20 protein-coding genes and 1 riboswitch are annotated in these 22,284 nt (G+C 38.5%); of the genes, 18 read left to right on the plus strand and 2 right to left on the minus strand.

Annotated elements, in window-relative coordinates; genetic code table 11:
* Positions 1-7: 7 nt before the first annotated feature.
* From IGL07_RS06035 to IGL07_RS06110, 16 genes are all read left to right on the plus strand, one after another.
* Complete coding sequence (locus IGL07_RS06035) at positions 8-367, plus strand: tail assembly chaperone (RefSeq protein WP_002357848.1); 360 nt, start codon at positions 8-10, stop codon at positions 365-367.
* A 17-nt stretch (positions 368-384) separates the two neighbouring features.
* Positions 385-753, plus strand: coding sequence for a hypothetical protein (locus IGL07_RS06040; protein ID WP_002361692.1), 369 nt, complete (start codon positions 385-387; stop codon positions 751-753).
* Positions 743-3,676, plus strand: a complete 2,934-nt coding sequence (locus tag IGL07_RS06045; protein ID WP_010817220.1) for a phage tail protein — start codon at positions 743-745, stop codon at positions 3,674-3,676. The genes IGL07_RS06040 and IGL07_RS06045 overlap by 11 nt, the downstream gene beginning before the upstream one ends.
* Position 3,677: 1 nt before the next feature.
* Complete coding sequence (locus IGL07_RS06050; RefSeq protein WP_002377703.1) at positions 3,678-4,604, plus strand: distal tail protein Dit; 927 nt, start codon at positions 3,678-3,680, stop codon at positions 4,602-4,604.
* A 12-nt stretch (positions 4,605-4,616) separates the two neighbouring features.
* Positions 4,617-6,074: a phage tail protein gene (locus IGL07_RS06055; protein ID WP_010817221.1), complete on the plus strand. Its 1,458-nt coding sequence runs from the start codon at positions 4,617-4,619 to the stop codon at positions 6,072-6,074.
* A gap of 32 nt (positions 6,075-6,106) precedes the next feature.
* Positions 6,107-7,876, plus strand: coding sequence for a hypothetical protein (locus IGL07_RS06060; protein WP_075575354.1), 1,770 nt, complete (start codon positions 6,107-6,109; stop codon positions 7,874-7,876).
* 23 nt (positions 7,877-7,899) lie between these two features.
* The gene (locus IGL07_RS06065) at positions 7,900-8,295 is read left to right on the plus strand and encodes a phage holin family protein (protein WP_002357842.1); all 396 of its coding nucleotides are present in this window, start codon (positions 7,900-7,902) and stop codon (positions 8,293-8,295) included.
* A gap of 118 nt (positions 8,296-8,413) precedes the next feature.
* Positions 8,414-9,538 carry an SH3 domain-containing protein gene (locus IGL07_RS06070; protein WP_025189517.1) on the plus strand — a complete coding sequence of 375 codons (1,125 nt, stop codon included), beginning with the start codon at positions 8,414-8,416 and terminating at the stop codon, positions 9,536-9,538.
* A gap of 153 nt (positions 9,539-9,691) precedes the next feature.
* Positions 9,692-10,612, plus strand: coding sequence for a tRNA pseudouridine(55) synthase TruB (gene truB, locus IGL07_RS06075; protein ID WP_002357840.1), 921 nt, complete (start codon positions 9,692-9,694; stop codon positions 10,610-10,612).
* 25 nt (positions 10,613-10,637) lie between these two features.
* A complete protein-coding gene (gene ribF / locus IGL07_RS06080) occupies positions 10,638-11,588 on the plus strand; it encodes a riboflavin biosynthesis protein RibF (protein ID WP_002363808.1) in 951 nt (316 codons plus the stop codon).
* The gene (locus IGL07_RS06085; RefSeq protein ID WP_010817224.1) at positions 11,588-12,184 is read left to right on the plus strand and encodes a GNAT family N-acetyltransferase; all 597 of its coding nucleotides are present in this window, start codon (positions 11,588-11,590) and stop codon (positions 12,182-12,184) included. The genes ribF and IGL07_RS06085 overlap by 1 nt, the downstream gene beginning before the upstream one ends.
* Positions 12,185-12,333: 149 nt before the next feature.
* Positions 12,334-12,657 (plus strand): PadR family transcriptional regulator, encoded by a 324-nt coding sequence (locus tag IGL07_RS06090; RefSeq protein ID WP_002357837.1) that lies wholly within the window; start codon positions 12,334-12,336, stop codon positions 12,655-12,657.
* A 3-nt stretch (positions 12,658-12,660) separates the two neighbouring features.
* Positions 12,661-13,002, plus strand: coding sequence for a DUF1048 domain-containing protein (locus IGL07_RS06095; protein ID WP_002361700.1), 342 nt, complete (start codon positions 12,661-12,663; stop codon positions 13,000-13,002).
* Between the two features lie 25 nt (positions 13,003-13,027).
* Complete coding sequence (locus IGL07_RS06100; protein WP_002360471.1) at positions 13,028-13,288, plus strand: DUF2087 domain-containing protein; 261 nt, start codon at positions 13,028-13,030, stop codon at positions 13,286-13,288.
* A gap of 158 nt (positions 13,289-13,446) precedes the next feature.
* Positions 13,447-14,622 carry an FtsW/RodA/SpoVE family cell cycle protein gene (locus tag IGL07_RS06105; RefSeq protein WP_002357834.1) on the plus strand — a complete coding sequence of 392 codons (1,176 nt, stop codon included), beginning with the start codon at positions 13,447-13,449 and terminating at the stop codon, positions 14,620-14,622.
* Positions 14,588-15,736: an FtsW/RodA/SpoVE family cell cycle protein gene (locus IGL07_RS06110; protein ID WP_002380215.1), complete on the plus strand. Its 1,149-nt coding sequence runs from the start codon at positions 14,588-14,590 to the stop codon at positions 15,734-15,736. The genes IGL07_RS06105 and IGL07_RS06110 overlap by 35 nt, the downstream gene beginning before the upstream one ends.
* 61 nt (positions 15,737-15,797) lie before the next feature.
* On the opposite strand, the gene IGL07_RS06115 is transcribed toward IGL07_RS06110, so the two are convergent.
* On the minus strand, positions 15,798-16,685 hold the full coding sequence (locus tag IGL07_RS06115; RefSeq protein WP_002357832.1) for a LysR family transcriptional regulator: 888 nt from the start codon (positions 16,683-16,685) through the stop codon (positions 15,798-15,800).
* 23 nt (positions 16,686-16,708) lie between these two features.
* Positions 16,709-17,584, minus strand: a complete 876-nt coding sequence (locus IGL07_RS06120) for a LysR family transcriptional regulator (RefSeq protein ID WP_002382245.1) — start codon at positions 17,582-17,584, stop codon at positions 16,709-16,711.
* Between the two features lie 252 nt (positions 17,585-17,836).
* A riboswitch (M-box (ykoK) riboswitch) is annotated at positions 17,837-18,007 on the plus strand.
* A gap of 113 nt (positions 18,008-18,120) precedes the next feature.
* Here IGL07_RS06120 and mgtA point away from each other — a divergent pair.
* Both mgtA and hemW read left to right on the plus strand, forming a co-directional pair.
* A complete protein-coding gene (gene mgtA / locus IGL07_RS06125) occupies positions 18,121-20,781 on the plus strand; it encodes a magnesium-translocating P-type ATPase (RefSeq protein WP_002357830.1) in 2,661 nt (886 codons plus the stop codon).
* Positions 20,782-21,024: 243 nt separating this feature from the next.
* Positions 21,025-22,173: a radical SAM family heme chaperone HemW gene (gene hemW / locus IGL07_RS06130; RefSeq protein WP_177219244.1), complete on the plus strand. Its 1,149-nt coding sequence runs from the start codon at positions 21,025-21,027 to the stop codon at positions 22,171-22,173.
* The last annotated feature ends 111 nt before the right edge of the window (positions 22,174-22,284 follow it).

The following is a 22,284-nucleotide window of genomic DNA, read 5'->3' on the forward strand; positions in this document are numbered from 1 at the left end:
ATAAAAAATGAATTTAGAGATTAACGGAAAAACAATTGAAGTGAAATTTACGATTGGCGCGATTCGCGAATTAGATAAACGTTACCAAATTGAAAATGGCGCTGCCAAATTCGGCATGGGCATCAGTTCAGCAATGATTTATTTACGCCAATACAATCCAGTAATCTTAGTTGACATCATGGAAGCTTTACAAAGTGGGCAATTAAAAATAGGTAAGTCGGAAATTGAAGCATGGTTAATGACCCAAGATGTCAAAAAACTTTCAGATGATTTGCTTAAAGAAATGGGAAAGCAACCTCTTACAAAACCAATGATCGATCAGTTCAGCAAAGAAGCGAAGAAAGCAGAAGCGCAAGCGACCAACTAATTAAAACGAGCGATGACGTGTATCACGACATCGCTCTTTCTGCTTTTCGCTACTTGGGCTGTCGTTCATTTGAAGAAGTGGATCGGATGACCATGTCTGAATTTGAATTACGAATGATTGCTTTTAATTTAGCAGAAGTAGATGAAGAGCGGAAAAGGCACGAGCTTGCCTACTTAAATGTTAAAGCGCAAGCGACAAATAAAAAAGGAAAACCCGTTTTTGAAAGCTTTAAAAGTTTCTATGATTATGAAAAACGAGTTGCTGAAGTTCTGGCAGCTAACCAGCCACAACGAACGAAATTAAATGAGCGGAAAAAAACGCAACTTGCCACTGTGGCAGAGCGTCTACGCCGCTATCGAGAAGGGAGGAGAGTAGATGGAGAATGACAAAGAAAAAACGCCGTTGTCGGAGGCAAAGAAAAGCCTTGCAGGCGTCCAACAAGCATTAAAAAGTATGAGCGGTGAGTATGCCTTATTAAGTGGATATTTAGGGAAAATTAGTGCGGGTGTCAATCAGTCAGCCACGGTCATGAACACATTTAAAACCGTCATGCAACAATCTGGAGAAACAGTGAAAAAAACAGGAGACGAAACAGCAAAGGCAGCAGATCAAATGAACACAGCGTTAACAGATTCTGCTGAACAAGCCGGTGAAGCAGCTAAAAAAGCGGGGAAAGAAACCTCTGATGGCTTTACTAATGCACAAAATAATATGCTGAGCTTTGGGACGGCCATGACTAGTGCCGTTTCCTTACCTATGCTGAACGTTTTAAAAACAGCTATGGGCGTCGGTGCTGGGGTCAGTGGCGAATTTCAAGGAATGCAAGGACTGATTATGGCCAGTGCAGGAGGGATTTCTGATTCATTGCAAGGCGAGTTGCAAGGGGCATTGACTCAGATGAATCAATCATTTGAAGCGGCGGCACAAGTGATTCAAAGCGTGATGGCTCCAGGAATGGAAATTTTGGTTCAAGTGGTTATCACAGTCGTCAAAGGCATTACAGCTTTGGTGAATTTATTTATCAAATTACCAAAACCCGTCCAAGTTTTTATTGTTGCCATTATGGGCATTTTAGCCGCCATTGGGCCCATGTTGATTATGGTAACGATGGCTCAGCAAAAATTTCAACAGTTTAGTGATGGTTTGGTTCTTGTAAAAGGAAACATTGGGAAGTTAGGTGGTGGCTTATCAAAACTAAGTGCTAGTTTTAGTGCCTTAAGTGGAGGACCATTAATTTTAATTGTAGCAGCCGTTTTAGCAGCGGTAGCAGCGTTTGTTTATTTCTATAAAACCAATGAAACATTTAGAAATAGTATCAATAGCTTAGCTAGTGCCATTCAAGGAGCTGTTTCAGCGGCGTTTGGCAAATTGGTAGGACTGCTACAACAGATCCAGCCGGCCTTTCAGCAAGTAATGGCAGTTTTTAAACAATTTTTTGCAGTAGGCTTAGAGAAAATGGCGACTATTTTTTCAACAATTGGTCGTGTGCTAGCAGGCGTTTTTGCCAGTGGTTTGCAATTAGGTAGTAACTTATTAGGGCAATTTGGTGGCACCTTTGACAAAGCTGGTTTAGCGGTTGGTCTTTTGGTAAAAGTTCTGACAAAAGTTGCACTGGCTGCATTAGGAATTTCTGGGCCGTTTGGTCTAATTATTTCCTTGATTGTTTCATTCGTGACGGCCTGGATGAAAACCGGTGATTTGAGTGCGGGTGGTATTACCCAAGTCTTTGATAATTTAGGTAACACGATTACATCGGTTACAACAATGCTTGCGGCTAATCTACCGAAAGTTATACAACTTTTTACAACCGTCTTAACCAGTATTCTCGGGAAAATAACAGAAGCTATTCCAAGCATCGTAACCGCGTTATCTAGTTTAATTACGTTAATTGTTGGTGCGATCGTTGCCAATTTGCCAGTCTTAATTGAAGCGGCAACACAAATTATTACTACGTTGATTCAGGGGATTACAACAGTCTTACCAATGTTGATAGAAGTTGGTTTGAGCTTATTAATGACTTTAGTTAATGCGATTGTCACCGCCTTGCCAACAATTACAACTGCAGCGATTAATATTATCACTACATTAGTGACAGCTTTTGTCACAGCGTTACCAATGCTAGTTACAGCAGGTGTTTCAATTATCACGGCCTTAGTCAATGCATTTGTTACTATGTTACCGTTGATTTTGACTGCTGGTTTACAAATTTTGATGGCATTAATCACTGGGATTATGACGATTTTACCTCAGTTAATTCAATCAGCGCTGACGATTATTCTAGCGTTAGTGACTGCGTTGGTAGGTGCCTTGCCACAGATTATCAGCGCAGGTGTCAAATTGTTAATGGCGTTAATTCAAGGGATTATTTCGATTTTACCAACCTTAGTTGCGGCAGCTATTACCTTAATTTTGACATTGGTAAATGCCTTAATTGGTGCGTTACCACAAATCATCAGCGCAGGCGTCAAATTGCTAATGGCCTTGATCCAAGGGATTATTTCAATTTTACCGCAACTGGTTACTGCAGCAATTACGCTCATTACCGCTTTAATGGGTGCGTTAATCAATGCGTTGCCACAGTTGTTAAGTGCTGGGATTCAACTGATTCAAGCCTTAATTAATGGTGTACTCAGTCTATTGGGTGCCTTGCTGTCCGCAGCAGGAACATTAATCTCACAAATGATCACGAAGATTGGTTCTTATTTTGGTCAACTGTTAGCTTCGGGCGGACAGTTAGTTGAAAATATCAAAAATGGGGTTACCAATGCAGCCGATCAGGTAAAAAATGCCATTGGTTCTGTAATTGAAGGTGCTTGGCAAGCAATCCAAGGTTGGTTTTCAAAATTCACCGATGCCGGTGCGAATATTGTCGGCATGATTGCTGATGGAATTACAGGCGCAATTGGAAAAGCCAAAGAAGCAATCGATGGGGTCGTCAGTAAAATTCGTAACTTTTTACCATTTTCACCAGCAAAAGAAGGTCCCTTATCTGATTTGCATAAATTGAATTTCGGCGGCACGATTGCCACGGGGATTTATGCAGGTGAAACAGCCGTTAGTAGAGCAATGGCTTCTATTTTAGACTTACCGCTGTTAAATGATTTTGCCTTGGACTTAGCTGGTCGAGGAAACTTCACGGCAACGATTGACCATCGTTTAGAAAATGATGCATACAATCGACCATTATTTGTGACAGTAGAGTCAACGTTAGATGGAAAAGTTGTCGCAGCTACTACGGCGCCTTATTTAGCAACGGAGTTACAACGACAACAAGTGAAACAAAATAACCGCTTAGGAAGGAGAGGATAACATGTATAAATTTGTTGATACCAATCAAGCAACTCATTCAACGCCTCTTCCTTCAGAAGCGTTGAATTTTAACGGCCAATTTTTAGAAAAAGTCATCCCTGGCTATCAAACATTATCAGTTTCAGGACGAGAATTAGTTCCAAGCGAAATTGAAAGCTATCAATTAGGGATTCGTGATGGTAAACGTCACGTTTATGCGCGAATTCCAGAACGAGAATTAACAGTCAAATATCGCCTTTCAGCTGTGAATAATGAAGCGTTTCGAGATGCATTTAATCATTTAAATGTTGCTTTGTTTACGGAAAAAGACGTTTCTATTTGGTTTAACGATGAACCGGAAATGCTGTGGTTTGGCAGTAAGTCTTCAGTGAGTGATGTACCCGAAGGTGTTAATCAAGTAACAGGCACCTTTACTTTATTGCTTTCTGATCCGTATAAATATACACGGAGTGATGCGACTAGTGTGATGTGGGGTTCGCCAACCATTACATTTCAAGCGAATTACTTAATGGGGAATACAGGCTCAGGTGCAGTTGATTTTCCAATTTTAATTGAAGGCGGGGCTTATTGGGGATCAACCATGATTACCTTTCAAAATCGGGCCTACACGATGGGGGATTTAGGCAAAGAAGTTCGGCCAATTGAAATTTATCCTACGGTCGAAGGATTAAAAGTCAAACCGACCATTATTTTATCAGGAACCGGACGTGGTGTTTGGATTAAAACACGGAACGATACAATTAACTTAGGAGACTTTGATCGTTCGGAAATTATCATTGATACTGAAAATTTTTATCTGACAAAAAATGGTGCACCGATGATTCGACCAATGAACGATTTTTATCTATATCCCAATGAACCGCTGTATATTCAAGCCAAAGATAGCGACTTCCGCTTGACGATTCGCTATCCTAACCGATTTGTGTAGGAGGGTGATTAAATGTTAATGGCGCTGGATTTGAAAAGAACATATACGGCAATCTTGGATAATGCCTATCAAGTCAGTTATGAAAAAATAGAGAACAAAATTGGCAGTTTAGATTTTACCATGCCGCTAGATGATCCTAAAAATGAATTTATTGCAGAAATGCAATGGGTGGAACTGACCGACAATGAGAATGAATATATTGGTTTATATCGCGTGATGCCAACCACAATTAAGAAAGATGCGAACAATAATCAAATTCACTACTCTGCCACAGAAGCATTATGTACCTTAGGCGATACTGTCCTATTTGGTTGTCACGAAATTAAAAACAAAACAACGAAAGAAGCCATTCAATTTCTATTGAATAAACAAAAAACAAAGCATTGGGTCCTGAAAAAATGTGATTTTTCAAGGAAATTAACCTATAAATGGGAGAATGAAAATGGGCTAGTCGAGCCTTTATTTAGCATCCCAGCCGATTTCGAAGAGGAATATCTTTGGCAATGGAATACAGAGGTCTATCCTTTTGAACTTTCATTAGTCAAACCGCCAACAGAACCAGTTGCGCGAATTCAAGAAGGTTACAACATGCAAGGATTTGAAATAGAACGTAATCCCAAGATGCTAATCAATCGGATTTATCCATTAGGTTCAGGCGAAGGTGTTAACAAAGTCAATATTCGCTCGGTCAATCAAGGGGTTCCGTATTTAGAGAACAAGGCCGCAATTGACCGCTATGGTTTATTGGAGTCAATTTGGGTGGAACAGCGTTTTTCTGATCCCAAGGCATTGAAGGAAAATGCTTTGCGAATGTTAGAAGAATGGACCAAGCCACAAGTTTCTTGGGTAGTGACTGCAGCTGATTTAATTAAATTAACAGATCAACCTTTAGCAATCGATCGTTTGCGGTTGGGCACGGTTATCATGATTAATACGAATGAGTTTGGGAGTGTCAACCTTCGTATCAAAAAAGAAAGTAAAAAAGATGTCTTTGGTGCCCCCCAAGACATTCAGCTAGAGTTGGGAAATCTGCAAGAAACAATTCATAGTACCATGACAGCTTTCAGTCGGAAACAAGAGATTAGCGAAACTTACGCACAAGGGGCGACGACACTTTTAAATCGTTCAATACAAGGAGAACTTAGCAAGACACAGCCAGTGGAGCTGAATTTATACTTTGACGAGGACATTCTTTATATAAACACCGCAGAATTAACGTTCAAGGCAACTGCTAAAGGACCTTCGCATTCTGTAACGAACATTGATTTGGTAGTGGATGGCAAAAAATTACCCCAACGATCATTGCAACAACAACGGCTAAACATTTTGAGTTATTTACGAAAAACAACAGATGGAAAAATCGAACGCGGCAATCACACGCTTCAATTTTTCTCTCATCAGCCACTATGGTTGGATGCTTCGGTCATCTGTCGTGTGTATATTCAATCCCAATTGGGCGGTCAGTTTTAATAAAATAATGAAAACTAGAGGAGTGTGACGAAATGTCAGTAGAACATATTGAAGAATTAGATACCCTGAATCAAGGTCGCCTTAAAATCAATGCAATCTTGGATCAGTCGAATGCATCAGCTGAGAAAGTAGATGCTTACCAAGTCCAGTTAACGAATGGAATTTCTGAAGCGAAAAACATCGCAGATGAAGCTGGCAAAGAAGCCGTACAAATTGCCACCGATGCAGGCAATCAAGCAAATGAAACAGCCAACCAAGCGATGAATAATGCCAAAACAGCCATCACGATTGCAGGAAACGCAGTTTCAACGGCAAATAATAATAAACAAGAATTTGATACTTTACGAAATGATTTCGATCAATTAGTAGCAGAAGCGGGTGATAGTAATCCAGAAATTGTTCAAGCACGCACAGATACACAAGGCATCAAACAAGCTACTCTGGCGAATCGTCTTCAAATTGATTTGAATGACCGCATGACAAAAGCAGATGGCATTTCTTTATTGGCTAAGCCAACTACTGTCAAAATGAAGTTAGACTTTAATGGTAAAACGGCCGGCAATACAGCCACCAATGCAAACAGTTATTCCACTGATTTTACGGCTAAAATTCTTAAGAAGCCAACAGACGTTTGGGAGGAAGTTTCCCAAGCGGACTACAATAAAATGGCCAGCCGTGATGATGAGGGTGTGAAAACAGGTTCCACCCAAAGTGGTGTGATTCCACAACAATTAGCGGCCTTAAATCTCGTTGAAGCCGCAAAAAAATTAATTCCACAAATGTTTGAAACATTCACAACTGACGAGGCGGTAGCATTTATTCGCCAGAACGTTCAATTTTTTACGATTAATCAACGTGTGAAAGCCGCTGCGCCCAATAATCAAACGATTAAAATCGCTACGTATTTACCAACTACGGATAATTGGGTAACTCAAATCCAAGAATCAGCAAAAGAGTTCGGCGATTTTTCAATTCAAATCAATGATCAGAATTTTATCACAGATGAAGGTTTCATTTATTTAATGAGCTATACAGATTCATCGAATGGGGTAACGCCAGCTAGCTTAGAAGTTGATTACGTGGGGCTTCATATTGGTCTGTCTGTTGATGCCCAGGCGGTTTTAGCGAAGAGTGGTTTTGTTCAAGCAGAGCAACTCAATACCCATGTGGAAAATCAGGATAATCCGCACCAAGTAACCGCTGAACAAGTAGGGCTAGGCAATGTAGAAAATTATGGCTTCGCATCAGACAGCGAAGCAGTCGCGGGAACTTTAATGAGTAAATATATGCACCCGAAAAACGTTGCGGAAGCGATTAAAGGTCAAGCTGTGACCCAAACAGGTGATCAAGAGATTGCTGGGGTGAAGAATTTTGTGACTATGCCAACCGTCAATGGTGTGCCTTTGGAATCCTCTAAAATGGCCATTTATGAAGCTAGTGGAGTCGGTGAAGTCGAGGCAAAATATCAGGCGGCCTTTAATAAGGATAATATGAAATTTGTATTAATTAGGGTAGGAAATCGTGTCGATGCATTCGTAAGATGTAATTTGAGTGATCCAACGAAATTGAATAACCACATGCCCAAAGTATTTAACATACCAACTGGGTACAAAATGTCCTCAAAAATAAGTGCTAGTGTCTGGAATATTCCGCTCTCAGTTGCACCTTACGTTTTTCCGTATCCTAATTGTAATGCACTATATGAAATCGGAAATCAAGGGATAATTTTTGCCTCAAGCAGAGCCGGAAATGTTTACCTACAAGGAAGTTGGTACACGGACGATCCGTTTCCGACAAAATAACAAGCTAGTTTAGGAGACTTTTTATGGAACGTTATCTCAACACAATAACAATGCTTTTAAGCATTTTCGGTGGGATTGTCGTACGTTTATTAGGTGGATTAGATCAATTGTTGGATGTCTTCCTCTTTTTAATTATTGTCGATTTCATCACAGGTTGGATTAAGGCAATCGCCACAAAAGAATTGTCCAGTCGGATTGGTATGCTCGGAATTGCGAAAAAAGTGACGATGTTATTTGTGGTTGCCGTAGCGGTTCGTGTTGAAAAAGTTGTGGGGAACAATTTGCCAATTCGGGAAATGGTTCTGATTTTTTACATTGCGAACGAAGGACTTTCTTTTTTTGAAAACATTGCGACCTTTATTCCTATGCCGAAAAAGTTAAAAGAGTTATTTATTCAGTTAAAAAATAAAGATGATTAAGTAGAAGTGGTCGGGACAAACGTAGAACTTTCGGCTGATTGCCGAAGAAATTACTTCTGTCCCGCCATTTATCTGCGGGTTTAAGCCGTGAAAGGGAAGTTATTTTGACCTTCCTTTCATGGCTTTTTTTAGAAAGGAGTATGCTATGTTTAAAAAATTAATGATTCAACTTGCTTTAGTGATTGGCTTAAGTCTAACGATTCCGATGACAGCTTGCGCTTACACCATCGAAGCGGATCCAATCAACTTTACTTATTTTCCAGGCTCTGCAACCAATGAATTAATTGTTTTACATGAATCAGGAAACGAGCGGAACCTAGGACCACACAGTTTAGACAATGAAGTAGCCTATATGAAACGAAATTGGTCAAATGCTTATGTCTCATATTTTGTCGGATCTGGTGGACGAGTGAAACAATTAGCTCCTGCTGGTCAAATTCAATATGGCGCAGGTTCTTTAGCTAATCAAAAAGCCTATGCGCAAATCGAATTGGCTCGAACGAATAATGCGACGACATTTAAAAAAGATTATGCTGCCTATGTTAATTTGGCCCGTGATTTGGCTCAGAACATTGGTGCTGATTTTTCGCTAGACGATGGAACAGGTTATGGAATAGTCACTCATGATTGGATTACAAAAAATTGGTGGGGAGATCATACAGATCCTTATGGTTATTTAGCGCGTTGGGGGATTAGTAAAGCGCAGTTGGCACAAGATTTACAAACGGGCGTTTCTGAAACAGGTGAGACTGTCATTGTTCAGCCAGGTAAACCTAATGCACCAAAATATCAAGTAGGACAAGCAATTCGTTTCACTTCAATCTATCCAACACCAGATGCTTTAATCAATGAACATCTATCAGCAGAGGCACTTTGGACACAGGTAGGAACAATTACAGCGAAATTACCGGACCGACAAAACCTTTACCGTATTGAAAATAGCGGACATTTGTTAGGTTATGTGAACGACGGCGACATTGCTGAACTTTGGCGCCCGCAAACGAAGAAATCATTTCTAATTGGTGTGGACGAAGGCATTGTTTTAAGAGCAGGACAACCTAGTTTGTCAGCACCCATTTATGGTATTTGGCCTAAAAATACTCGCTTTTATTACGATGCGTTTTATATTGCAGATGGGTATGTTTTTATTGGTGGAACAGATACGACAGGCGCGAGAATTTATTTGCCAATCGGACCAAACGATGGCAACGCACAGAATACATGGGGATCATTTGCTAGCTAAAAAAAGCCACAAACTCTGCTTTTATCAGAGTTTGTGGCTTTTTTTGCATTTAGCAGAGATTTTGCCAAAGGGAATAAGCAACGGAGACTGCGAAGCTAGGTACTTTTATGCTATAATGACAAAGTTAGTATTATCGGAACTGGAGGAACTATAATGGACGGCATTTTACCGTTATGGAAAGAACGTGGCATGACAAGTCATGACTGCGTATTTAAATTGAGAAAAATTTTACATACCAAAAAAATTGGTCATGGTGGTACGCTAGATCCAGATGTCGAAGGGGTCTTACCCATCTGCGTTGGCAAAGGAACGAAAGTGATTGAATACATGGTAGATTCTGGCAAAACCTATGAAGGTGAAATTACACTTGGATTTGCTACGACAACCGAAGATGTTAGTGGCGAAATTGTTGAAAAAAAACCAGTTACAACACCTCTGTCAACTGAACAAATTGATCAAGCAATGGCCGAAATGACAGGTGAAATCACACAAATCCCACCGATGTTTTCTGCGGTGAAAGTCAATGGTAAACGTTTATATGAATATGCGCGGAACGGGGAAGAAGTTGAACGGCCCCAACGAAAAGCAATGATTTATTCATTTGAACGCACTAGTGAACCAATTTTTAATGAATCTGCTCAAACACAAAGTTGGCGGTTTAAAGTGGTCTGTGGCAAAGGAACCTATGTGCGGACACTATCCGTGGATACTGGCAAAAAATTAGGCTATCCTGCCCATATGTCGGATTTAACGAGAACGGCAAGTGGCGGTTTGCAAGCTGCGCAATGCTTAACGTTAGAAGAAGTAGCCAAACAAATGGCTGCTGAAACAATCGATCAATGCCTGTTGCCCATTGAGACAGCAGTAGAACAATTCCCACGAATTGATTTATCAGATGAATTGTATCAAAAAGTAAAAAATGGCATGCGTTTGCACAAAAAAGAACTAGGAATAAAGGCAATGCCAGAATCCTTAGTTGCTTTATTTTACCAAAATCAAGTGGTTAGTTTATACATGCCACACCCAACGCATGATAAATTATTGAAACCAAGTAAAGTTCTACGGAACAATTAAATAAAAAAGAAGGAAGTTTTTGCACATGCAAGTTATTCAACTACATCATCCCTATGAACCCAATCAAATTCCTAATGAAGAAGTCGTGATGGTCCTAGGCTTCTTTGACGGTGTTCACAAAGGCCACCAAAAAGTAATTGAAACAGGCAAAAAGATTGCTGAGGAAAAAGGCTTGAAGTTAGCTGTGATGACCTTCAACCAACACCCATCAATCGTTTTTCAAAAAGTTTTACCAGAAAATATGAAATATTTAACTAGCTTGGAACAAAAAGAACGCCTAATGGCCAACTTGGGCGTTGATATTTTATATATTGTCGAATTTACTTCAGCGTTTGCTCAATTAAAACCGCAAGATTTTGTCGATCAGTATATCGTTAATTTAAATAGTGCAGTGGCAGTCTCTGGGTTTGATTATACGTATGGTCCTAAAGAAATCGCTGGAGTCAAACAGTTACCAACTTATGCGCAAGGCCGTTTTGAAGTGGTGACAGTACCAAAAGAAGAAATGACTGGTGCCAAAATTAGCTCAACAAGAATTCGCGAAAAAATGGAAGCCGGCGAAATGGAGGAGGTCACGGAGTTGTTAGGATATATTTATGAAACAGAAGGAACAGTTGTCCATGGCGATGCTCGTGGCCGTTTATTAGGTTTCCCGACCGCTAATGTCAAAGTGAAAAGCACCGTGCGCTTACCAAGAATTGGCGTCTATGCTGTACAAATCGAAGTCGGTGGCAAATGGTATGTCGGCATGGGCTCAATCGGTCATAATGACACCTTTGGAGAAGGACGCGATTTAACCGTGGAAGTCTATATTTTGGACTTCCATCAAGACATCTATGGTGAACAAGTGGTGGTTCGTTGGAATCATTATTTACGTGACCAAGTGAAATTTAATGGGGCTGAAGCCTTGATCGACCAATTAAAACAAGATGAACGAGATACGGCTGACTATTTCCAACAATCTGAGGACAAATAATGAAGATTCGTCAAGAAAGACCTGCAGAGTATCAAGCTGTAGAACGTTTAACGTATCAAGCGTTTAAGGAATTAAACTTGACCGAAAACTGGTGTCCCACAGAGCATTTTATCGTGCATTTATTAAGAGAAAGTGCCGACTTTATTCCGGAGTTGTCCTTAGTTTCAGAAACTGATCAAGGAAATTTAACGGGTCATATTATGTCTTCAAAAGCCAAACTACGATTACCTGATCATACAGAAAAGGCTGTTTTGACCGTTGGGCCGTTAAGTGTCCATCCAGAAGCTCAGAACAAGGGCGTAGGCTCAGCATTAATTAAGCATTCTGTGCAGAAGGCCAAAGAATTAGGGATCGGTGGATTGATTATCCTGGGCCATCCAACTTACTATACGAAGTTCGGTTTTGTTCCAGCGACTACTTTTCAGATTACGTTACCTGAAAAAGAAACATCAGAAGCATTATTGGCTTTGGAATTACTGCCAGGTTATTTTGGCACAAGTGGTGGGGAGTGGCATTTTTCAACATGCTTTGCTTATCCAGAAACACACCTTGCAGAATTAGAAGCCTTTGAAGCAGACCTCGGAATAAATGAATAAAGAATAATAAGACACGACAACCACTAGTTAAGTACTGGTAGTTGTCGTGTCTTTACTACTTTTTATTACAAAGTAGTTGACAGAACCGGTACTTAGTATTATTATGTAGTGGTACATAGTACTAAAGAGTAGTTTGGGGAGGAAAAGCAGTGAAGCAGACAGAGTTGCTAAAAGGCATTTTAGAAGGTTTAGTTTTAGCCATCATCCAAAGGAAAGAAACATATGGTTATGAAATTACAAAAATTTTAAATGACCAAGGGTTTACTGAAATTGTTGAAGGAACCGTTTATACGATTTTACTGCGTTTAGAAAAAAATCAATGGGTTATAGCTGAAAAAAAGCCTTCAGAAAAAGGGCCAATGCGGAAGTTCTATCGCTTAACCTCATCAGGAGAAGCAGAACTCGCTGATTTTTGGCAGCGTTGGACGTTGCTTTCAAAACAAGTAAACAAGATGAAAAAAATGGAGGGATAGAGCATGTCAGATTTTAAAGCGTTGATCAAAAAAGTTGTTGGGGATAAAAAAGAGTACAAAGAATATAAACGACGGATTGCAGCATTACCAGCAGAGTATCGACAAGTATTTCAAGAAATTGAAAAATATGCATGGCATTTTTCAGATCATAGCGGAGCCAATATGTTCAATGCGTTGACTGATTTACTTGATCTGTTTGAAGAAGGAGCTGCTAACGGAACACCTATCAAAAATATTACGGGAGAAAAAGTAGGTGATTTTGCTGAAACAATTGTCAATGAAGTCGCTGGCAAATGGACTGATAAACAGAAAGAAAAACTGAATCATCAATTTTCTAAACAATAGTCAAAACAAAAAAAGGAGAATAAACATGGTTGAAAATTTTTTTAAAGAAGGAAAGTTGCTGGTTATTCCCAAGAAAAATGCGAAAAAAGTCCAAGTGTTTCAACGTGTGGCCAACCAATTTGAATTTGGGAAAGAATATACGGAAAAAGAAGTCAATCAGCGACTTAGAGAAATCTATGAAGATTATGCACTTTTGAGACGGTATTTAGTAGATTATCAGTATTTAGAAAGAGATAAGTTTGGAAAAATTTATCAGAAATGTGAGCAACACACAAAAATTATATAAATGTCTTTTTTTAAAAGTAGCGAAACTAGGTGAAATGAACCAAGTCTAGCTACTTTTTGTTATGTAAGCTTAGTAATAGTTCTATAAAAAACTCTCTATTTGTTTTCTAACTCAGACTGGTAAGATTGATTTAATTAGAAAAAGATAGAGGTGAGAGAATGAATCTACGTACTTTAGGTCTAACAAAAATTCTTTTGACCTTTATTATATTAAGTATTATTGGCGCGTTAATGATTTATAGCGCCAGTAGCTATGACTTGCTGATGCAAGGTGTGAAGCCCACTGCTGTGTTTATTAAACAAGGCATTATTATGTGTCTCAGCTGGGTGCTAATGTTCGTGATCTACAAAGTTCGATTAGAAGTGTTATTTAATAAGAAAATTGCGATTGGACTGCTTTTAGTTTCGGTACTATTACTGCTAATGGTTCGACTACCTTTTTTTGGTGTAGCAGCGAATGGCGCACAACGTTGGATTTCTCTCTTTGGAATCCAATTTCAGCCATCAGAACTTTGTAATTTTGCGATTATTTATTACTTGAGCTGTTATTTAGGTGAAAAAGAAAATGGCTTGACAACGAAGCAGTTAAGGAAACAATGGCTGTTTGTTTTGGTCGTTGCATTTTTAGTTTTGATTCAACCCAAAGTTGGCGGGGCTATTCTTATTTTAGTTATTGGCAGTGTCTTAATTTTCTCAGCAAGTATTCATGCAAAATTTAGTGTAATTGCTGCGGGGATTGTCGTTGCTAGCGCGGCGCTTCTTTCTAAAATAATTATTTTTCTAGGCGATCACCGCTACTTACCACATTTTTTTGCGCATGTGTATGACCGCTTAGTTGTTTTGAAAAATCCGTTTTTATCCTTTCATGATCGCGGATTTCAGCCTTCAATGGCCTATTTAGCGATGTATAACGGTGGGTTTTGGGGCACTGGATTAGCCAATGGTATGGTAAAAAAAGGTGGCTTGCCAGAAGGTCAAACCGATTTTATCTTTGCGGTGATTGTGGAAGAACTTGGTTTGATTGGCGGCTTACTATTGCTATTTCTTTTGTTATTTTTAGCGGCCTCGATTTTGCGGAGTAGTTGTGTAATAAAAAATCATTGTTACGGCTTGTTTTTGTTAGGGGTCGGGACCTTGATTTTAGCTCAAACGGCGATTAACATTGGTGGCGTTTTGGGTTTGATTCCAATGACGGGAATTCCTTTACCGTTTGTTAGTTACGGTGGGACAAGTTATTTAATCTTTTCAGTGGCATTAGGAATCGTCATTAAAATTATTGCAAACGAAAGGCGGCAGTTAAATGGTCAATACAAAAAAATTCAACTTACATCTTAATTATGATTTATTATTGCCCATTTTTTTACTCACACTTTTATCTTCTGGTGTGCAATATTGGATTGCCGTTAATGAAGGAAAAGACGGAACTGTGCCAGCATTAAAACAACTCTTCTTTATTTTTGTTGGCTATGCAGGCATGTTTTTAGCTAGTCGGCTGTCACAGAAGTTTATTTGGAAAGTAGCTCCTTTTTTCTATGGGTTTTCATTAATCTTAATGAGTGCTTTGTATTTTTCCTATGACAAAGGAATGTATTTATTGACGGGCACAAAGCGCTGGTTAGATTTAGGGTTTATTAAATTTCAGCCATCAGAAATTGCGAAAATTGCGTTTATTTTAATGTTGGCAAAAATTATTGTCCAACATGAGCAACAAGACTGGTCTGATAAATGGCGTTCAGACAAGCAACTTCTAAAAAAAATCGTTGCGGTTAGTGTCCCTGTTTTTTTCTTGATGGCGGTACAAAAAGATTTTGGGACATCCCTTGTTTTCGTAACGATTATCCTATCTCTTTTAGTTATTTCAGGAATTGATCGTAAAATTTTAATCATTATTTTCAGTGCTTTAGCAACGTTAGGCGTGGTCTTGATTCTGTTAGTCTTTACAGAGTGGGGGCACAAAGTACTCTTCTTTTTACATTTTAAACAATATCAATTGGATCGAATTTTAGCATGGATTCATCCCTATGATTATGTCGATAAAATCTCCTATCAACAAGTACAAGGCTTATTGGCAATTGGTTCGGGTGGTTTATTTGGCAAGGGTGTGCATGGGATTGAAGTGTATGTTCCTGTTCGTGAGTCTGATATGGTTTTTACTTTTATCGGGGAAGCCTGGGGCTTTGTGGGCAGTGCCACTGTTGTTTTTCTCTATTTTTACTTGTTTTATCAAGTTTTAGTAGCTGGCTTGCGGAGCAATTCGCGTTTTTGTATGTACATCTGTGTCGCCCTCATTTTTTCGCTGGTTTTTCAAACGGTGGAGAATATCGGTGCGGTGATTGGACTGTTGCCGTTAAAAGGTATTCCGCTTCCGTTTTTAAGTCAAGGAGGCACTTCGTTAGTGATGGCTATCACTTCTTTAGGATTTGTTAAAGGAAGAGAAGTCACTACCTGAAAACACAAATAAAAACCAAGACTGGAACTCGCTTGCCGACAAGCTCTAGTCTTGGTTTTTACTATTGAAATTGTTTTTGGCATTCAGCCAAAAGTTGTTGAAGTTGTCGACTCATGTAACGTTCTTTTAAATAATAAACTGCCATGTTTCGTTTAGGTAGTTCTTGGTAAGTCAGTGTATGAATCGAATTGTCTAAAAGTTGAATATTTGTGTATTCGGGGACAATAGCGAAACTATCGGAATGAGACACCAAGTGAGTAATAAGTGAAAGAGTATCCACTTGAATGACTTTCTCTGGAGAAAAATTAGAAAACGTAGTATCTAGCCAATTGGTTAATTTGTTTTGCTCGGAAAATTCGGTATTTAAACGGACGAAGGGGTACATTGTTAGTTCTTTTAAAATTTCTTCCGTCGTGGCTTTTGCCAAAGCTGGATGATCGTTTCTTAAAATGAATTGATAATTTGCTGTAAATAAATCAATTTTACCAATATGTTCAGGTAATGGTAAGTCAGCAAAGGAAATACCAAAATCTGCATCCATTGTTTCCAAGGATTGAAGAATATTTTCTGTAATAATAGTGTGGACTTGTAAGTTGGATGAACGATCCGTTAATGTTGTCATTAGTAAGTCATTCAATTTATATTCTAAATCACAGAGATAAGTGGCTACATAAATATGGTTGGAAGAATGATTAATTTCTTTTAGCTCTTCTTCAATCGAGACCAACTCATTGGTGATGCGCCAACAATATTTTTCTAAAATTAATCCAGCCGGCGTTAAGGTGGTAGTTTGACCTTGGCGATTAAAAAGTTCCGCGCCTAACGTTGCTTCAAGAATTTTTATTTGCTTACTTAATGCAGCTTGAGAAATTGCTAAATTTTCGGCTGCTTTAGTAAATTGTTTCACTTTGCATAACTCTAAAAAATAATGTAAACGAAATAGTTCCATGGGAATTCCTCCTTTTTCTATTCCTAGAATAAATAACGTAATTGTTCGAATAAATAACGGTGCGCTTCACAATGTCCGTGATGATTATTCTGAACTAAATAGATGGCTCGTTCTGGACTATCTTCCAGAGGAATACCAACTAAGTTACGTCTGTTTAGTTCATCAGTGAGTGAATAGGGAAGGATGCTACAGGCTTTTTCTCGTTGGACCATGTCTAAGACTAAATGAAGAGAAGGGAGTTCGATGACGATTTGCCGATTTTCCCAATTGATTTTACGTTCCCAACGTTTAAACACTTTTTTTTCATATACTTGATCGGAATATGCAGCAAAAGGTAAAGAACGAATTTCGTCAATCGTTACGCTATCGGCATGGGCTAAAGGATGATTTTTATTGACACAAAGGAGATAGCTTTCTGTATAAATTAATTCTTTCTCTAATGGAATCGAGGTATCCAAAAATATCCCAATCCCAATGTCAATTAAATCTGTTTCCAGGGCTGTTTCAAGATCGTAATAATACTTAAAATCAATACTTACATACGGATAGGATTGATTAAATAACAACAAGACTTCTCCAAATGCTTTATCTATATCAATTAAGTTTGTTCCAATCCGAATGGTCGTTGTCGATCCTTGGGTCACTAATTCATTAATCTCTTCTTGCGCTTCCTTAATGAGTGCAAAAATCATTTCTGTTCGCTTGGCGACGACTTCGCCTGCTGGAGAAAGCCGACAATGTTTTTTGTCTCTTAAAATTAATGAAGCACCTAATTCACGTTCCAACTCCTTGAGCTGGGTACTTAAATAAGGTTGACTCGTATGGAGCTTTTGAGAAGCTAAAGTAAAACTCGCATACTTTGAAACTGCCATAAAATATTCTAGTTGTTGTAATTTCATTTTCCTCACCGCCGTTTCTTTAACTATACAAAAAATAGCAGAAGAAAAGCTTCTCGACAAGGCTATCTGACGGTCTTTAGATTAATTTAACCAGTTATGATTCTATGAATAAATACGAATCATACCAGAAAACCATAGTAAATAAGCGGATTATTTTTCTTTTTGTTACTGAAGGGACAAAAAGTTATCTGCTAAAAACTTTTTCTATATCGTTATTTTTTCAAGGAAGAATTATACTTGCTGTTGTAATTAAATAAGATTTGTTAGGTGAGGCTCCTATACAAACATAGGCTACTGCCCAAAAATGTCGAGAGACGCCAATGGGTAGAACAGGAACTGTCGAATGAAGGCTTTTCTTAAGGTAGCTAAAAGCAATCGCTTTTTACGTTGTATAGTGCTAAAGCTCAACGATAAGAACGATTATTCTTTGACACGTTGAGTTTTCAGCGTGTCTTTTTTTGTGGAAAGGGTGAGGAAAATGGAAGATGAACCGATCGTCAATTCAAGTCAACAACAGATAAATGAGGTGAAAGAAAATGGAAAAGAAAATGCGTCACTTGGGCCATGACTATAGTTACAAAAAGTTTGCCCATTCAGAAGTAGAAAAAGTTTTACAACGTTTTGGCTCAACTTGGGATGGCATTAAACACCAAGATATTGAAGAATTACAAGAACGTTATGGCCGCAACAAAATTATGAATGAAAAAAAAGCTTCACGGCTGCGACTTTTTATAAAATCGTATATCACGCCGTTTACTTTGGTGTTATTAGCACTAGCAACGATTTCATTTTTTACAGAATATGTCTATGCTGCGCCAGAGGAAAAAGATGTTACTGGCGTGTTAATCATGTTAGCGATGGTCATCTTAAGTGGCACGATGAGTTTTGTCCAATCAGTCAAATCAAGCAATGCAGTTGAAAAATTACAAAATATGATTAAAGTTACAGCGACAGTCATTCGTGACAAGAAGCAAATGGAAATTCCTATTGAGGAAGTTGTGTGTGGCGACTTAGTCCAACTATCCGCTGGCGATATGATTCCAGCCGATTTACGTTTAATCCAATCTAAAGACTTATTTGTTTCCCAATCATCCTTGACTGGAGAGAGTTTTCCCATTGAAAAACACGCGACTCATCAAAAAGATAGTGATCAAATTGATACAGAATACGACAATCTTTTGTTTTTAGGAACAAATGTCATTAGTGGCACTGGTTTGGGCATTGTCATTAAAGTTGGTAATCAAACATTATTTGGGCGGATGGCTTCTGATAACGGAGAAGAGCAGCAGCAGACAAGTTTTGAAACAGGAATTAATAAAACAACCTGGGTGCTGATTCGCTTTATGTTGGTCATTACGCCAACTGTTTTTCTAATTAATGGGTTAACAAAAGGCGATTGGGTGGAAGCGTTAATGTTTGCGATTGCCACAGCTGTCGGCTTGACACCAGAAATGTTACCTATGATTGTAACAACCAATTTAGTCAAAGGTTCTCGAGAAATGGCTAAAGAAGGCACGATTATGAAAAATGTCAATGCCATTCAAAATTTTGGCGGGATGGATGTACTTTGTACGGATAAAACAGGTACCTTAACACAAGATAAAGTAATTTTAGAATACCACTATAATATTGGTTGCCAAGAAGATCAAAAAGTCTTGGATTTAGCATTTCTAAACAGTTATTTTCAAACGGGCTTGCGTAATTTAATGGATAACGCCGTTATTCAAGCGGCGACGCAAGAAAGTGATATACAATCAGATGATTTTTATAAAGTAGATGAAATTCCTTTCGATTTCAATCGACGTCGAATGAGTGTGATTATCAAAGAGTTTAAAACACGAGAAACACGCTTAATTACCAAAGGGGCGGTTGAAGAAATGCTCTTGGTCTGCACACAGGTACTTTTAGATGGCGAAATTGTGCCTTTAACAGAGACGCTACGTCAAAAAATTACCAAAGACGTTGAAGCTTTAAATCGAGATGGTTTGCGCGTTCTAGCAATTGCCGATAAAAAAGTCGAAGCGGCTGAATGGGAGTATACAACTAAAGATGAATCAGAGTTGATTTTACAAGGTTATCTTGCTTTCTTAGATCCGCCAAAAGAAACAGCAGCGGCAGCTATTCACGCCTTGCATCAACATAATGTAGCTGTGAAAGTATTAACGGGGGACAATCAGTATGTGACGCATTCTGTTTGTAAAGAAGTTGGTCTGGCTGGCGAAAAAATTATTACAGGAAATGAACTTCAACAATTAAACCAAGAAGAATTAAGAAAAACCGTTCAAGCGTATAATATTTTCGCCAAAATTACGCCTGACCAAAAAGTTCGTATTGTAAATGCGTTAACTGAAAATGGTCAAACTGTTGGCTTTTTAGGTGATGGAATAAATGATGCTGGAGCAATGCGTGCTGCTGATGTAGGAATCTCTGTTGATACAGCTGTCGATGTGGCGAAAGAATCGGCGGATGTAATTTTATTGAGAAAAGATTTAATGGTTTTGGAAAAAGGAATTTTATCTGGACGGCGCGTGTTTACGAACACGATGAAGTACGTCAAATTAACAGCAAGTTCTAATTTTGGCAATGTTTTTTCCGTGATCCCGGCAAGTATCTTTTTACCATTTTTACCGATTGCTCCGATTCAATCGCTATTATTAAATCTTATTTACGATACTTCGTGTATGTCAGTTCCTTGGGACAAAGTAGATGAAGAATACGTAGAAAAACCAAAAAAATGGGAACCAAAATCAATTGGTAATTTTATGCGTTGGTTTGGTCCAACGAGTTCTATTTTTGATATTGTTACCTATTTATTTATGTATTTCATTGTGTGTCCGGCTATCCTAGGTGGCTCATTCTTTGAATTAAATGGAGCAGATCAATTGCTCTTTATCGGTATTTTCCATGCAGGGTGGTTCATTGAGTCCTTATGGTCCCAAATGCTCGTCTTGCATTTCCTACGAACAGAAAAAATGCCTTTCCTTCAAAGTAGTGCTTCTGGAATTATGACGTTAGTCACTACAGCAGGGATTGTTCTCGGAACTGTTTTACCCTTTACCGCTTTCGGTGCAGAACTAGGATTTGTCGGTTTATCACCAAGCTATTTCTTGTATTTAATCCCGACAATTGTTGCTTATTTAGCACTGGTTGCGTTCATTAAAGTTTTATACGTCAAACGTTACGGTCAATTACTGTAACTGATTTGTACTATTATATATAGAAAAATTTTTTTACTTTTCTTTCAAGGTTGAGGAGGTGTCGGTTTTTATGACAGCTCCTCGTTGTTGTTTTAAGTGGCTGCGCGAATTTTTTTATGGATTTATTTGTCATTTACAGTTAGTATGGCTAGTAGAGACTTTCCAAAAAGAACGAGCTTTTTGGTAATAAGGAGATAAAACGAGCTAATGACCAAAACAAACCAACTTTCAACTTCAACGCCGATGTTCGATCGGTCGGCCTATATTCATATTCCATTTTGTGAGCATATTTGTTATTATTGCGATTTTAACAAGGTCTTTTTAGAAGGACAACCAGTTGATGAATATATTCAGAGTTTATTAAAAGAAATTCAACTTACGCAAGCATTGTATCCAGAACAAGAAATGAAAACCATCTATATTGGCGGAGGCACGCCAACTTCATTATCAGCGAAACAGTTAGACGTGCTACTAAAAGGGGTTCGCGAACAGCTAACGTTTGATGACCGAAATGAATTTACGGTGGAAGCAAACCCTGGTGATTTAACCCAAGAAAAATTACGAGTCATGAAAAACTATGGCGTCAATCGTCTTTCGATGGGCGTTCAGACATTTGATGATCGCTTGCTCAAAAAAATCGGTCGCAAGCACACCGCCGCAGATGTTTATGAAACAATGAAATTTTTAGAGAAAGAAAATTTTACCAATGTCAGTATTGACTTAATCTATGCTTTACCTGGACAAACATTGGAAAGTTTTCGCGATACTTTGACAAGAGCCTTAGCATTGGACTTGCCACACTATTCGCTTTATTCATTAATTCTTGAAAATAAAACAATGTTCATGAACTGGGTTCGTCAAGGACGGTTACAGCTGCCTGAAGAAGAAATCGAAGCACAGATGTTTGACGAAACGATTGAAGCAATGGAGAAAAAAGGACGTCATCAATATGAAGTCAGTAATTTTGCTTTAACAGGAAAAGAAAGCCAGCATAATCTAGCTTATTGGAATAATGACCACTACTATGGATTTGGCGCAGGTGCCAGCGGCTATCTTGGACAAAATCGTTACAAAAATCACGGCCCAATCCAACATTATTTGAAACCCTTGCGAGAAAATCAATTGCCAATTGTGGAGACTGAAGAATTAACTCGTCTAAATCAAATAGAAGAGGAGCTATTTTTAGGCTTACGTAAAAAAGTAGGTATTTCTAAACAAAAATTCCAACAAAAATTTCATGAACCAATTGAAGCAATTTATGGAGAGGTCATTCAACGCTTAATCAAAGAAGAATTATTAATTGAAGAAGCAGATATCTTACGTTTAACGAAAAAAGGACTATTTGTGGGGAATAATGTTTTTGAAGCATTTTTGTTAAGTGAAAAAGAGTAAAAAAATAAAAAAATCATCGAAGTATGACAAAGCATTTCGATGATTTTTTTATCACAAAGGCTGGTATTAGTGGGTTTTGAAGGTGATTTGCAGCGATTAGCACTCTTGCGT

Source organism: Enterococcus sp. DIV1368f, assembly GCF_051712245.1.
Lineage (GTDB): Bacteria > Bacillota > Bacilli > Lactobacillales > Enterococcaceae > Enterococcus > Enterococcus faecalis.